This window comes from Streptomyces mutabilis (assembly GCF_014649815.1).
Lineage (GTDB): Bacteria > Actinomycetota > Actinomycetes > Streptomycetales > Streptomycetaceae > Streptomyces > Streptomyces mutabilis.
The window spans coordinates 78,975-92,571 of the sequence record NZ_BMTT01000015.1; the positions used below are offsets into that span (position 1 = coordinate 78,975).

Sequence of the window (13,597 nt, forward strand, 5' to 3'; positions counted from 1 at the left end):
GACTTGGCACACAGCAACGAGGAGCAAGCAATGGCGGGCAGCAGCCACGGTCACACCCCGGCCGCCTGGACGGGTGTCATCATCGCCTTCATCGGGTTCTGCATCGCGGGCGTGTTCATGGTGGCGGCCCAGCCGGTGGGCTTCTGGGCCGGCATGGCGATCGTCCTCCTCGGCGGTGCCGTGGGCGGCATCATGCGCATGATGGGCCTCGGCCAGCCGCGGCACACGCACCCCGTGCACCAGGTCACCGGCGACAGCGAGCCGGTCGGCGCCAAGGGCTGACCGGGCGACGACACCTCCCGAGGGGCGGGCCGGCACCCGGGTGCCGACCCGCCCCTCGCGTGCGTGCGAGACCGCCCGGAGGCAGAATGCCCAGGGTGGACGCCGAGACCGGGAAACCGACGCCGAGCAGGACCCTCACCCAGGGCACGACGGTGCCCCCGGGAGCGACGCGCGGGCCCGCCCTGCTCGGCCGCCTCGCGGTCCCGGCCGGGGTCCTCGCGGCCGTGGCCGGCGCCTTCGCCTACGTGGGCGGTGTGGACCCCAACGAGCCCGGCCACTACCCCGTCTGCCCCCTGCTGCGCTTCACGGGCGTCCTCTGCCCCGGCTGCGGCGGGCTGCGCAGTGCCCACGCCTTCGTCCACGGGGACGTGCTGACCGCGCTGCAGGCCAACGCCCCGGCCGTCCTCGCCTACCTCGGCTTCGCCGTGCTCTGGGCCGTCTGGGTGGTCCGCGTGGCGCGCGGCCGGCCCGTGCGCGTCGCCCTCGGCCCGGTCCACCTGTGGGTGGCGGGGACCTTGATGCTGGCCTTCACGGTTGTCCGGAACCTGCCCTTCGGTGGCTGGCTCCGCCCCTGATCATCTGCTGGACGTCCAGGTATCGGACTGGCGTCAACCGGATGCGAGGCCGGTGCCCGGATCCGGATACCATCGCAGTGACCGTACGTTCCGCCGCCTGGAAGGGGGCCGCTCGCGTGAGTGTGCTCGACGAGATCATCGACGGAGTCCGTGCCGACCTCGCGGAGCGGCAGGCGCGCGTCAGCCTCGACGAGCTCAAGGAGCGCGCGGCCAAGGCACGCCCCGCCAAGGACGGCGTCTCCGCCCTGCGCGGCGAGGGCGTCAAGGTCATCTGCGAGGTCAAGCGCTCCAGCCCGTCCAAGGGCGCGCTGGCCGCCATCGCCGACCCGGCCGGCCTCGCCGCGGACTACGAGGCGGGCGGCGCCGCCGTCATCTCCGTCCTGACCGAGCAGCGCCGCTTCGGCGGCTCGCTGGCCGACCTGGAGGCCGTCCGCGCCCGCGTGGACATCCCGGTCCTGCGCAAGGACTTCATCGTCACCTCGTACCAGCTCTGGGAGGCCCGTGCGCACGGCGCCGACCTGGTGCTGCTGATCGTCGCGGCCCTCGAGCAGCCGGCGCTGGAGTCGCTGATCGAGCGCGCCGAGTCCATCGGGCTCACCCCGCTCGTGGAGGTCCACGACGAGGACGAGGTCGAGCGCGCGGTGGCCGCCGGCGCCAAGATCATCGGCGTCAACGCGCGCAATCTGAAGACGCTGGAGGTCGACCGCGGCACCTTCGAGCGGGTCGCCCCGGAGATCCCCGCCCACATCGTCAAGGTCGCCGAGTCCGGCGTCCGCGGCCCGCACGACCTCATCGCCTACGCCAACGAAGGCGCCGACGCCGTCCTGGTCGGCGAGTCCCTGGTCACCGGCCGCGACCCCAGAACCGCCGTCGCCGACCTGGTCGCCGCCGGCGAACACCCGGCACTGCGCCACGGCCGGGGCTGACACCCCGGTAGGCTGGCCCGCATGACGCTTCCGCTCACCCCGGCCCCCCGGGACCCGTACGCGCGCCTGGCGCGCGGCTGCCGCCCCCGCGGCTGCCGCGCCCCCGCCCGCCGGGTCCACGGCCGCCGGGTGCGGTACGTCATCGGGGATGAGCCGGGGCAGGTGAACGGCATGCGATGGCCTCAGCGCCCCGTAAGGGGCGCGGGGCTCCCAGTGAATCTGCGACTCCGTCGCGTGGGCGCGAGCGACCACGGACGGCCCGCGGCGGCCTGACTTGCCCCGCCCCCCACGGCGAATCTGCCCGAACCGGACACTCACCGTGAGGTACCCGCATGCCCAGCAACTTCTTCATCCCCGACCCCGAGGGTCGGACCCCCAGCCCGGAAGGCTACTTCGGGGCGTACGGCGGCAAGTTCATCCCCGAGGCCCTCGTCGCCGCCGTCGACGAGGTCGCCGTCGAGTACGACAAGGCCAAGTCGGACCCCGAGTTCGCCCGGGAGCTGGACGACCTCCTCGTCCACTACACCGGCCGCCCCTCGGCGCTCACCGAGGTGCCCCGTTTCGCCGAGCACGCCGGCGGAGCCCGGGTCTTCCTCAAGCGCGAGGACCTGAACCACACCGGCTCGCACAAGATCAACAACGTGCTCGGTCAGGCCCTGCTCACCAAGCGCATGGGCAAGACCCGCGTCATCGCCGAGACCGGCGCCGGCCAGCACGGCGTGGCGACCGCCACCGCCTGCGCGCTCTTCGGGCTCGACTGCACGATCTACATGGGCGAGATCGACACCCGCCGCCAGGCCCTCAACGTGGCCCGCATGCGCATGCTCGGCGCCGAGGTCATCGCCGTGAAGTCCGGCAGCCGCACGCTGAAGGACGCGATCAACGAGGCCTTCCGCGACTGGGTCGCCAACGTCGACCGCACCCACTACCTCTTCGGTACCGTCGCCGGCCCGCACCCCTTCCCCGCCATGGTGCGCGACTTCCACCGAGTCATCGGCGTCGAGGCCCGCCGCCAGCTCCTGGAGCAGGCCGGACGCCTCCCCGACGCCGCCATCGCCTGTGTCGGCGGCGGCTCGAACGCCATCGGCCTCTTCCACGCCTTCATCCCCGACGCGGACGTCCGCCTCATCGGCTGCGAGCCCGCCGGGCACGGCGTGGAGACCGGAGAGCACGCGGCCACCCTGACCGCGGGCGAGCCGGGCATCCTGCACGGCTCCCGGTCCTACGTCCTCCAGGACGAAGAGGGTCAGATCACCGAGCCGTACTCGATCTCGGCCGGCCTCGACTACCCGGGCATCGGCCCCGAGCACGCCTACCTCAAGGACTCCGGCCGCGGCGAGTACCGGGCGGTCACCGACGACGCCGCCATGCAGGCACTGCGCCTGCTGTCGCGCACCGAGGGCATCATCCCGGCCATCGAGAGCGCCCACGCGCTGGCCGGCGCCCTGGAGGTCGGCAAGGAACTGGGCAGGGACGGGCTGATCGTCGTCAACCTGTCCGGCCGCGGCGACAAGGACATGGACACCGCCGCCCGCTACTTCGGGCTGTACGACACCGACGCCGAGGTCACCGAGGACGCCTCCGGCACCGCCGAGATCGAGGGGGACGCCAAGTGAGCGGGAACGTGCAGCTGCTGAACGACACCCTCGCCGCGGCGAAGGCGGAGGGCCGCGCCGCCCTCATCGCCTACCTCCCGGCCGGCTTCCCGACCGTGGACGGCGGCATCGCGGCGGTCGAGGCCGCCCTCGACGGCGGCGCCGACGTCGTGGAGGTCGGACTGCCGCACAGCGACCCGGTCCTGGACGGTCCGGTCATCCAGACCGCCGACGACATCGCCCTGCGCGGCGGCCTGAAGATCGCCGACGTGATGCGGACGGTCCGGGAGGCGCACGCGGCCACCGGCAAGCCGATCCTCGTCATGACGTACTGGAACCCCATCGACCGCTACGGCGTGGAGCGCTTCACCGCCGAGCTGGCCGAGGCCGGCGGGGCCGGGTGCATCCTGCCCGACCTGCCCGTCCAGGAGTCGGCGCTGTGGCGGGAGCACGCGGACAAGCACGGGCTCGCCACCGTCTTCGTGGTCGCGCCCAGCAGCAAGGACGAACGGCTCGCCGAGATCACCGCGGCCGGCAGCGGCTTCGTCTACGCCGCCTCCCTGATGGGCGTCACCGGGACCCGTGAGACGGTCGGCGCGCAGGCCGAGGACCTGGTGCGGCGCACCCGCGCCACCACCGACACGCCGGTCTGCGTCGGGCTCGGCGTCTCCAACGCCGCCCAGGCCGCCGAGGTCGCCCGTTTCGCCGACGGCGTGATCGTCGGCTCGGCCTTCGTCAAGCGCATGCTGGACGCCCCCGACGCCGCGGCCGGCGTGGAGGGCGTCCGCGCGCTCGCCGCCGACCTGGCGAAGGGCGTGCGCGGACAGGCGTGACGGGACGCACGTGACAGGGTCCCTCGTACGAGTGGTCCTGGGACCGGGGAGGCGCGGTGCGCCTCCCCGGTTCGTTCTGCGGGGTGTGAGCGAGAAGAACCGAGAGGGAAGGCGCACCGCCCGCCAGAAGCTGGCGGCCGAGCGCGAGAAGCAGAAGTCCAGGGACAAGCGCCGGCGCGCGCTGATCGTCGGCGCGAGCGTGGTGGGCGTCCTCGGGCTCGCGGCGGTGATCGGCGTGATCGCCGCCAACGCGGGCAAGGACGACGGCAGCGAGTCGTCCGGCCCGGTCGTGGCGCCCTCAGGGGCCCAGGGCAAGGACAGCCTCGCGATCCCGGTCGGCCAGGAGAGCGCCAAGTCGACGCTCGTCATCTGGGAGGACTTCCGCTGTCCGGCCTGCAAGGCCTTCGAGCTGGCGTACCGCGACACGATCCACGAGCTCACCGACGCCGGGCAGCTCAAGGTCGAGTACCACCTGGCGACCATCATCGACGGCAACATGGGCGGCACCGGCTCCCGCAAGGCCGCCAACGCGGCGGCCTGCGCCCAGGACGCCGGGAAGTTCCCGGCCTACCACGACGTGCTGTTCACCGACCAGCCCGCCGAGACCGACGACGCGTACGCCGACGAGGACAAGCTGCTCGACCTGGCGGGCAAGGTCGACGGCCTGGACACCACCGCGTTCCAGGAGTGCGTGAAGAACGGCACGCACAACAGCTGGGTGGAGAAGTCCAACGAGGCCTTCCGCTCCGGCGGCTTCAGCGGCACACCCACCGTCCTGCTGGACGGCAAGAACGTCTACCAGGACCGCTCCATGACCCCGGCCAAGCTGAAGCAGCTGGTGGAGGACGCCAACAAGTAGCGGACGGTGTTACGGACCCGTAGCCGGGCTGCCCGCCGCGGGCACCGCCCGACACGGTAGCGTCGACCCTGCCATGGAACTTGCCTTCATTCCCAGCCCGTCGCGCGGGGTGCTGAACCTCGGTCCCATCCCGCTGCGCGGCTACGCGTTCTGCATCATCATCGGCGTCTTCGTTGCCGTCTGGCTCGGCAACAAGCGCTGGATCGCCCGCGGCGGGCGGGCCGGCACGGTGGCCGACATCGCGGTCTGGGCCGTTCCCTTCGGCCTGATCGGCGGTCGGCTCTACCACGTGATCACGGACTACCAGCTGTACTTCAGCGAGGGCCGTGACTGGGTCGACGCCTTCAAGATCTGGGAGGGCGGGCTCGGCATCTGGGGCGCGATCGCGTTCGGCGCGGTGGGTGCCTGGATCGGCGCCCGGCGCCGGGGCGTCCCGATGCCCGCCTACGCCGACGCCGTCGCCCCCGGCATCGCCCTCGCGCAGGCCATCGGCCGCTGGGGCAACTGGTTCAACCAGGAGCTGTACGGCAAGGCCACCGACCTGCCCTGGGCCGTGGAGATCACCTCGTCGGCCGACGGACGGGTCCCGGGCACCTACCACCCGACGTTCCTGTACGAGTCGCTGTGGTGCATCGGCGTCGCCGTGCTCGTCATCTGGGCCGACCGCCGCTTCGAGCTCGGTCACGGGCGGGCGTTCGCGCTGTACGTCGCGGCCTACTGCGCGGGCCGCTTCTGGATCGAGTACATGCGCGTCGACGACGCCCACCACATCCTGGGCCTCCGGCTCAACAACTGGACCGCGCTGTTCGTCTTCCTGCTCGCCGTGGTGTACATCGTGCTCTCGGCGCGGATGCGGCCGGGCCGGGAGGCCGTGGTCGAGCCCGGCGCGGAGTCCGTCGGCGGTGACGCCGGGGACGGCACGACGCGGGACGCCGGTTCCCGGGGCTCCGAGGACGCCGAGGGTGTCGTGGAGAACGAGGACACCGGCGACGCGGCCGTGAAGGACGCGGAGAAGGACGTGAAGGACGGGGCCGACTCGGCCAAGAAGTCCTGACGCGGCGGTCGTCATCTCGTACGTCGCGGAGGGCGCCCGGAACGGATCCGGGCGCCCTCCGCGTTCGTCGGGACACCGGCGTCAGGACAGCGCGGGCCGCCGGGCCAGCGACAGGGTGCGCCGGGCCGTCGCCACCACCGCCGCGTCGACGAACCGCCCGTCCGGCAGGGCCAGCGCGCCCGGTTGCGCGGTGGCCGCCTTCACGATCGTCTCCGCCTCCTCCAGCTCCCGCTCGGTCGGCAGGTACGCCCGCTCGATGATCGGCAGTTGGCGTGGGTGGATCGCCGCGCGGCCTAGGAAGCCCAGGGCCCGGCCGTGCGCGCAGGACGCCGCCAGACCCTCCAGGTCCCGGGTGTCCGGATGCACCGTCTGCGACGGCGGCGCCAGACGTGCCGCCCGCGCGGCCACGACCACTCGCGAACGCGACCAGTCCAGTCCCGGGTCGCCGCCTACCCCCAGGTCGGCACGGAGATCGGCCTCCCCGAGGGCGATGCCGCGCAGCGACGGATGGGCGGCCGCGATCGCGTACGCCCGCTCCACACCCAGGGCGGTCTCCAGCAGCGCGTACAGGGGCGGTCCGCCGGTGGCCGCCGCGACACCGGCGACCTGTTCGGGAGAGGTCACCTTGGGCAGCCGCAGCCCGGACAGCCCCGGCAGCGCGGCCAGCGCCGCGAGGTCGGCCGCGGCCAGGGGCCCGTCCAGGGCGTTGACGCGGACGTGGACCGGCACCGGCTGCGGCTCGCAGAGCAGCTCGGCGGTGGCCTCGCGGGCGTAGCGCTTGCGGTCGGGGGCGACCGCGTCCTCCAGGTCGATCACCACCACGTCGGCACCTGCGGCCAGCGCCTTGGTCACCACCCGGGGCCGGTCTCCGGGGGCGTACAACCAGGTCAGCACGGGTGCGGTCATACGACGCCCTCCTCACGCAGCTCCTTCACGTCCGCCGGGGCCAGGCCCAGCTCGGTCAGCACCTCCTCGGTGTCCGCACCGTGCGGGCGGCCCGCCCAGCGGATCGCGCCGGGCGTGGCGGAGAGCCGGAAGAGGACGTTCTGCATGCGCAGCGGGCCGAGCTCCGGATCGTCGACCGTGGTGACGGTGTCGAGGGCCCGGTACTGGGGGTCGGCCATCACGTCCCGCACGTCCTGCACCGGGGCGACGGCCGCCTCCGCCTTCTCGAAGGCCGCCAGCACGTGGGCGCGGCTGTGCCGGGCGATCCAGTCGCCGACCGCCGCGTCGAGCACGTCGGCGTGCCGGGCGCGGTCGGCGCCCGACCCGAACCAGGGCTCGTCGACCAGTTCGGGTCGCCCCACCAGCCGCATCACGCGCTCGGCGACCGACTGGGCGGAGGTGGAGACGGCGACCCAGGTGCCGTCGGCGGTGCGGTAGGTGTTGCGGGGCGCGTTGTTCTGGGACCGGTTCCCGGTGCGGGGCTGCACGTGGCCGAGCTGGTCGTACCAGGTGGGCTGCGGGCCCAGCACGGTCAGGATCGGCTCGATGATCGCCATGTCGACGACCTGTCCCTCGCCGGTGCGGTCCCGGGCGGCCAGCGCCGTCATCACGGCGTACGCGGTCGCCAGGGCGGCGATGGAGTCGGCGAGCCCGAACGGGGGCAGCGTCGGGGGTGCGTCCGGCTCGCCGGTCATCGCGGCGAAACCGCTCATGGCCTCGGCCAGGGTGCCGAAGCCGGGGCGGCGCGCGTACGGGCCGAACTGTCCGAAGCCGGTGACGCGGGTGAGGACCAGGCGCGGGTTGACGGCGGACAGCTCGTCCCAGCCCAGGTCCCACTTCTCCAGGGTGCCGGGGCGGAAGTTCTCGACGACGACGTCGGCGGTCGCGGCGAGGCGGAGGAGGGTGGCGCGGCCGGCGGGCTTGGAGAGATCCAGGGTGATGGTGCGCTTGTTGCGGCCCAGCACCTTCCACCACAGGCCGATGCCGTCCTTGGACGGGCCGTGGCCCCGGGACGGATCCGGTCGCCGGGGGTGTTCCACCTTGATCACCTCGGCGCCGAAGTCCCCGAGCACGGTGGCGGCGAGGGGGCCCGCGAAAAGGGTGGCCAGGTCGAGGACGCGCAGGCCGGTCAGCGGAGCGGGAGCGGGGTGAGTCACGACGGGCCGGGGCATGGGCGGGTGGCCTCCGTGTGGGTGAGGTGGGCGAGGGTGTCGAAGCCGATGCCGTCGAAGTCGCCGACGGAGGTGGTCAGACGGTTCTTCAGCGGCGCCGTCCAGTGCTCGGGCAGGGCGGCGGGGGAGCCGGCGAGCAGACCGGCGACGCTGCCGACGGTGGCGCCGTTGGAGTCGGTGTCCCAGCCGCCCGACACCGCACGGGAGACCGAGCCGGTGAAGTCGCCGTCCGCGTGGGTGAGGGCGGCGGCGATCAGCGCGGTGTTGGGGACGGCGTGCACCCAGTGGTGGTCGGGGGAGTGGCGGGCGTGCAGGGCGTCCACGACCGTGTCGAAGTCGGAGTGCCGCCCGGCGAGGTGGACGGCGTGGCGGACGGCCTCGGCGAGGCGGGAGCCGGGCGGTACGACCGTGAGACCGGTGCGCAGACAGGTGTGGACGTCGTGCGCGCCGGTCGCGGCGGTGGCGAGGACGGCCGCGGCGAACATCGCCGCGTGGACTCCGACCCCGGTGTGGGTGAGGGTCGCGTCCCGGTGGGCCTGCTCGGCTGCGGCGGCCGGGTCGCCGGGGTTGGTCCAGCCGTGCACGTCGGCGCGGATCAGGGCGCCGATCCACTCGCGGAACGGATTGCGGTGGCGGGCGGTGTGCGGGGGTTCGAGACCGCAGAGCAGGTTGCGGTAGGCGACGCGTTCGGCGGTGAAGGCGCGGCCGGCGGGGAGTTCGTCGAGCCAGAGGCGGGCCACGTCGGCGGTGGTGAAGGCCCTGCCGTGGCGTTGCAGGAGCCGCAGGTCGAGGAGAGGGTAGTTGAGGTCGTCGTCCTCGGGCATCCCGTCGATGTTCTCGGCCAGGGAGGTGGACGCCGAGCGGCGGTTCCAGGGGTGGGCGGCGAGGAGGTCGGCGGCGACTCCCCGGGCGGTGAAGTAGTCGGTCGGGGGCCAGTTGCCGGCCGCCCGGCCGAGGAGACGGATGCCGGTCAGGGGGAGCTTCTCGACGGGCTTGCCCAGGAGGCAGCCGACGGCCCGGCCGAACCAGGCGGCTTCCAGGCGGGCGGGGGACACGGTCGCGGGGCGGGGGGCGGGCCAGTCCGGGCACAGGGCCTTGATCCGGTCGAGGTCCGTCGGTTCCTTCTCCGTCAAGGGGCTGGGCAGATCGGCCAGTTCGTCCAGGAGGTCCTCCGCCAGCAGGCGGAGGTAGGGGGAGGCCGGCCGGGGGGACGCGCCTGCCCGGGGCGGGGCCTCGCAGCCGCCCGCCGCCCGCCAGCGGGCCGCGACCGCCGAGGGGTTGCGGCCGTCGAGCCGCGCCTGGCGCAGCTCGGCTCCGATCAGGTCTTCGGGCTGGACCCAGGTCAGGCGGAGCATCCCGCGCCCCCGATCGCGGCGAACGCCTCCTCGTGCGCGCGGCGCCGTTGTACGTCACGCTCGAAGACCTCCCGCGCGACCTCGGTGAGCGTCGCCGCCGGTGCCCACAGGTCCAGCCGGCTCGCCTCCGCGACCGTCTTGGCCCAGTCCTCGGGCACCGGTGAGCCCAGCGCCCCGGCCAGCGCGCCCGCCATCGTGGCGATGGAGTCGCAGTCGCGGCCGTAGTTCACCGCACCCAGGACCGCGTGCCGGAAGTCTCCGCCGGAGACGAGCAGCATGCCGAGGGCGACGGGCAGTTCCTCGATCGCGTGCAGCCGGGACGGGCGGCGGGCTCCGAGCGAGGGCGCGCGGTAGTCGGCGCCCACCGTGTCGTAGGGGGCGACCGCCACCCGCAGCGGCGCGAGCGCCGACTCGAAGTCCGAGTACCCCGCGGCCACTTCGCAGACCGCCTCGATTGCCGCTCGGGTGCCGTCCTTCGCCAGGGACAGACAGGCGGCCACCACCGACTCCGGCGTCGCCCCGGGTGCGCAGGCCGCGGCCACCGCCGCCGCGAGGACACCGGCCGCCTCGCGGCCGTACGACGACTGGTGGGCGCCCGCGACGTCCAGCGCCTCGGCGTACGCCCCAACCGGGTTGGCGGCGTTGACCAGGCCGACCGGGGCCATGTACATCGAGGCACCGCAGTTGACGATGTTGCCGGTGCCCGCCTCGCGCGGGTCGACGTGGCCGTAGTGGATCCTGGCCACCAGCCACTTCTCCGCCAGGAAGATCCGCTGGAGGGGCAGCGCCTCGGCCTCCAGTTCCGGGATCCAGCGCGGGTTCGTCATCAGGTCCGGGACCAGGTGCTCGGCGACCGCGTGGGCGTCGAGGTGGTCGCGGACCGTGTCGTAGACCCGGACCAGCGCGTGGGTCATCAGGGTGTCGTCGGTGACGTGGCCGTCGCCCTTGTGGTACGGCGCGATGGGGCGGGCGGTGCGCCAATCGTCGCCGTTCCAGGGGCCGACGATCCCGTTCACGCGGCCGCCGTGGCGTTCGAGGATCTGCTCGGGGGAGTATCCCTCGACGGGGCCGCCGAGCGCGTCGCCGACCGCCGCGCCGACGAGGGCGCCGGTGATGCGCTCGTCCAGGGGCGTCGTCGTGTCGCCGCCGCGGGTCGCGGTGGGTGTGCTGGGTGTCGTCATGCCGGGTGCGGTCCTTCCGGTCGGGGCCGGTGCGTGGCGTGCAGGAGTCCGGCGAGTTCGACCAGGTCGGTGCCGGTGAGCCGGGGCAGTGCGCAGCCGGACAGCGTCCGGCACGTCTCCCGCCAGGACGCGGGGATCGCAGCGCCGCCGCCCAGGGCGCCGGTGAGGGCGCCGGCCAGCGCGGGGGCGGAGTCCGCGACCCGCGAGAGGCAGGCCGCCGCCGGCACCGCCTCCGCGATGCGGCCTCCGGCGGCGGTGGCGAGGGCGAGGGCGACCGGGACGGTCTCGGCGGCGGCGATGCCGTAGCTGTAGACGTGGTCGACGATTCTGTGTTCCAGCAGCGGGACGAGCGCGAAGGTGCTCTCGGCGTCCGCCGCGAGGGCCAGTGCCTGGCGGGCGTTGCGGCCGATCTCCGTCTCCTCGGGGAGTTCGGCGAGCGCCGCCGCCACGCAGGCGCGTACGCCGGCGCCGTCGAGGGCGCAGGCCAGGGCCGCCGCCATCGCCCGGGCGCCGTGCACGCCGTCGCCGTCCTGGGTGTAGCGGGCGTCGAACTCGGCGAGGTCGGCGGCGGGGCGCGGGGCGCCGGGGTGGGCGACGGCGAGGACGCAGGCGCGGACGCAGGCGGCGTCGTCGAAGTAGTGCGGGTTGTCGTGGCCGGTGGCGGGCGGGCGCAGACCGGTGGCGAGGTTGCCGAGCCCGGCCCGGACCGAGATGCGGGCCCGCAGCGGCAGCACCGCCGACTCGGCCTCCAGGGCGCGGTCCGTCGCCGCGGCCACCTCGCTGGCTACGGCGTTCCAGGTCAGGTCGATCGCGGCCCGCATCCGCCGCTCCCGGCTCAGGTCGCCGAGCGCCGCATCGTCCCCGGCCCGCAGCACCGCCTCCGCCGCGAACGCCGCCCACTCGGCGTCGTCGGAGGGGCCGAGGCGCAGCGGCTCCGGGGGCTGGTTCAGCGCGATGGGCACGGGGAGGGTGGTGGTGGCGTTCTGCTCGGCGAAGGTGTCCAGCTCGCGGGTGAGGCGGCGGGTCCACTCAGGCATCCGCGCGGCCCGGTGCCGGGCGGCGGGCCAGCCTGCGGCGTCTCCGGCGGCGAGCCCGAGGAGCAGGCCCTCGATGCGATCGCCCGCGGGGTGGTCGGGCCACGCGGCAGTGCGGTGCGTCGTGGCGGTTCCGGACAGCGAGCGGTGCCCGCTCCCGGCGGGTGCGGGCGCCTCCGGCGCGTCGGGCGGGGCGACGTACGCGGTGGTGGCCGGCTCCTCGCCGGGCCGTCCCCTGGTCACGCCCCCGCCTTCGTCGCCGTCTCGCCCGGGCCCGTACCGAGAGTGTCGTCCCGCGCGGGGGTCGGCTCGGACGCGCCCGCGTGTACGGAGGTCCGGGTCCTCCGGCCGCCGTCGGGTGCGGACGCGTCCTGTGGTACGGCGTCCGCGCGGGGGCTGGGGGAGTGGGTCGGGGGCGGGGCGTCGTGGGGATGTACGGCGTCGGTGCTGGTGCTGGTGCTGGTGCTGGTGCTGGTGCTGGTGCTGGTGCTGGTGCTGGTGCCGGTGCCGGTGCCGGCTGGTGGGTGCGGTGTGCCGTTCGGGTCCGTGGCGAGTGCTCCGGCCCGCGCTGCGCTCGCGCCCGGGGTGAGTTCCTCGTGCCGTACGGCATCCGGCTTCGCGAGCGGGTCGCCCCGCGCCGGGTCCGCGCCGGGGCCACCGACGCGCTCGGTGTGCCCGTCCCCGGCGAGTACGCCGTCGCCACCCGCCGCGGGAGTCCCGGCGGCACGCCCGGGACGCGTCAGGCGCGCCTCGTCCGCGGCCCGCGTCAGCAGATCGGCCACCTCCAGCACATGGTGTCCCGCCATCGCCGGCAGGCAGCTGCCCCGGGCCGGGCCGATGGCCGACGCCCACTCGGCCGGGATCGCGGCGACCCCTCGGGCGGCGCCCGCCAGGGCGCCGGCCACCGCCGCCGTGGTGTCGGCGTCGCGTCCCATGTTGACGGCCGTCAGCACCGCGTCCGTGAAGTCGCCGTCTGCCGCCGCGTACGCCCCGAAGGCGAGGGCGACCGCCTCGGGGGCGAGGTCGGTCCAGGGATAACCGCCGATGACCACCGCCGAGCGGACGGCGCGTTCGCCGAGGTGGGCCGCCGTCATCGCCCGGCGCAGGCAGCGGGCCGTCCAGGAGTCCTCCGGGACGACGGCCAGCGCGGAGGCCACCACCGCGTCGGTCGACGCCCCCGCCATCGCCGCCGCGACCCCCGCCGCCACCGCCTGGCCGCCGTGGATGCCCTCGCCGTCGTGGCTGACCGAGCCGTCGATCGCCACCAGCCGGGCCGCCTCGGCGGGACGGCCCGCCGCGAACACACCGTGCGGCGCTGCCCGCATGGCGAGCCCGTCGCTCCAGGCGTGCCGGTGCTGGGCGGAGATGGGGGCGGCCAGCCCGCGGCGCAGGTTCTCCAGGGTGCCGCGCTCGCTGAAGCCCGCCCCCCGGAACGGGCCCTCCTCGCGGTCCGCGATCCACTCGTGCCAGGCCGTCTCCACGTGGGCCGGGGTGAGCGCTGAACCGTACCGGGCCAGCAGCAGCCCGGAGAAGATCGCGTACTCGGTGTCGTCGGTGCCGGCCGGCCTCTGGACCACGTAACCCGTGATGCGGCCCCAGCGCGCGCGGATCTCGGAAGGCTTCATGTTCTCGGCCGGCGCTCCGAGGGCGTCCCCGACGGCCAGACCGAGCAGCGCGCCCCGGGCCCGTTCGCGGAGTCCGACGGCGTCCCCCGGCGCGGCGGCCGGCGGAATGCAGGCGGTGGATGCCATGCGGCCTCTCCTCTCCCTTTGCGGATGTGTCCCCG

Annotated in this window: 13 protein-coding genes and 1 pseudogene; 8 read left to right on the forward strand and 6 right to left on the reverse strand. The window is 74.6% G+C overall.

Annotated features, from left to right (window positions below):
* The first annotated feature begins 30 nt into the window (after positions 1-30).
* The 8 genes from IE142_RS26265 to lgt all read left to right on the forward strand — a co-directional run bounded on the left by IE142_RS26265 (position 31) and on the right by lgt (position 6,124).
* Positions 31-282: an HGxxPAAW family protein gene (locus tag IE142_RS26265; RefSeq protein ID WP_191888036.1), complete on the forward strand. Its 252-nt coding sequence runs from the start codon at positions 31-33 to the stop codon at positions 280-282.
* An 86-nt stretch (positions 283-368) separates the two neighbouring features.
* Positions 369-857 carry a DUF2752 domain-containing protein gene (locus IE142_RS26270; protein WP_229830881.1) on the forward strand — a complete coding sequence of 163 codons (489 nt, stop codon included), beginning with the start codon at positions 369-371 and terminating at the stop codon, positions 855-857.
* A gap of 116 nt (positions 858-973) precedes the next feature.
* Complete coding sequence (trpC, locus tag IE142_RS26275; RefSeq protein ID WP_191888037.1) at positions 974-1,783, forward strand: indole-3-glycerol phosphate synthase TrpC; 810 nt, start codon at positions 974-976, stop codon at positions 1,781-1,783.
* A gap of 21 nt (positions 1,784-1,804) precedes the next feature.
* Positions 1,805-2,056, forward strand: coding sequence for a tryptophan biosynthesis modulator TrpM (gene trpM, locus IE142_RS37690; RefSeq protein WP_368857247.1), 252 nt, complete (start codon positions 1,805-1,807; stop codon positions 2,054-2,056).
* A 59-nt stretch (positions 2,057-2,115) separates the two neighbouring features.
* Entirely contained in the window at positions 2,116-3,399 is a 1,284-nt protein-coding gene (trpB, locus tag IE142_RS26280; protein WP_191888038.1) for a tryptophan synthase subunit beta, read from the forward strand.
* Positions 3,396-4,211: a tryptophan synthase subunit alpha gene (trpA, locus tag IE142_RS26285; RefSeq protein WP_191888039.1), complete on the forward strand. Its 816-nt coding sequence runs from the start codon at positions 3,396-3,398 to the stop codon at positions 4,209-4,211. The genes trpB and trpA overlap by 4 nt, the downstream gene beginning before the upstream one ends.
* Positions 4,212-4,296: 85 nt before the next feature.
* Positions 4,297-5,070, forward strand: coding sequence for a DsbA family protein (locus IE142_RS26290; protein WP_191888040.1), 774 nt, complete (start codon positions 4,297-4,299; stop codon positions 5,068-5,070).
* 73 nt (positions 5,071-5,143) lie between these two features.
* Complete coding sequence (gene lgt, locus IE142_RS26295) at positions 5,144-6,124, forward strand: prolipoprotein diacylglyceryl transferase (RefSeq protein ID WP_191888041.1); 981 nt, start codon at positions 5,144-5,146, stop codon at positions 6,122-6,124.
* Between the two features lie 81 nt (positions 6,125-6,205).
* On the opposite strand, the gene IE142_RS26300 is transcribed toward lgt, so the two are convergent.
* From IE142_RS26300 to IE142_RS26325, 6 genes and pseudogenes are all read right to left on the reverse strand, one after another.
* Positions 6,206-7,030 carry an HpcH/HpaI aldolase/citrate lyase family protein gene (locus tag IE142_RS26300; protein WP_191888042.1) on the reverse strand — a complete coding sequence of 275 codons (825 nt, stop codon included), beginning with the start codon at positions 7,028-7,030 and terminating at the stop codon, positions 6,206-6,208.
* Positions 7,027-8,241, reverse strand: a complete 1,215-nt coding sequence (locus IE142_RS26305; protein WP_191888043.1) for a CaiB/BaiF CoA transferase family protein — start codon at positions 8,239-8,241, stop codon at positions 7,027-7,029. The genes IE142_RS26300 and IE142_RS26305 overlap by 4 nt, the downstream gene beginning before the upstream one ends.
* Complete coding sequence (locus IE142_RS26310; protein WP_191888044.1) at positions 8,223-9,596, reverse strand: ADP-ribosylglycohydrolase family protein; 1,374 nt, start codon at positions 9,594-9,596, stop codon at positions 8,223-8,225. The genes IE142_RS26305 and IE142_RS26310 overlap by 19 nt, the downstream gene beginning before the upstream one ends.
* Entirely contained in the window at positions 9,584-10,777 is a 1,194-nt protein-coding gene (locus IE142_RS26315; RefSeq protein WP_191888045.1) for an ADP-ribosylglycohydrolase family protein, read from the reverse strand. Before IE142_RS26315 ends, IE142_RS26310 begins: the two co-directional genes overlap by 13 nt.
* Positions 10,774-12,054 carry an ADP-ribosylglycohydrolase family protein gene (locus IE142_RS26320; RefSeq protein ID WP_191888046.1) on the reverse strand — a complete coding sequence of 427 codons (1,281 nt, stop codon included), beginning with the start codon at positions 12,052-12,054 and terminating at the stop codon, positions 10,774-10,776. The genes IE142_RS26315 and IE142_RS26320 overlap by 4 nt, the downstream gene beginning before the upstream one ends.
* A gap of 511 nt (positions 12,055-12,565) precedes the next feature.
* Positions 12,566-13,562: pseudogene (locus tag IE142_RS26325) on the reverse strand (ADP-ribosylglycohydrolase family protein); the annotation flags it as partial.
* Positions 13,563-13,597 lie beyond the last annotated feature (35 nt).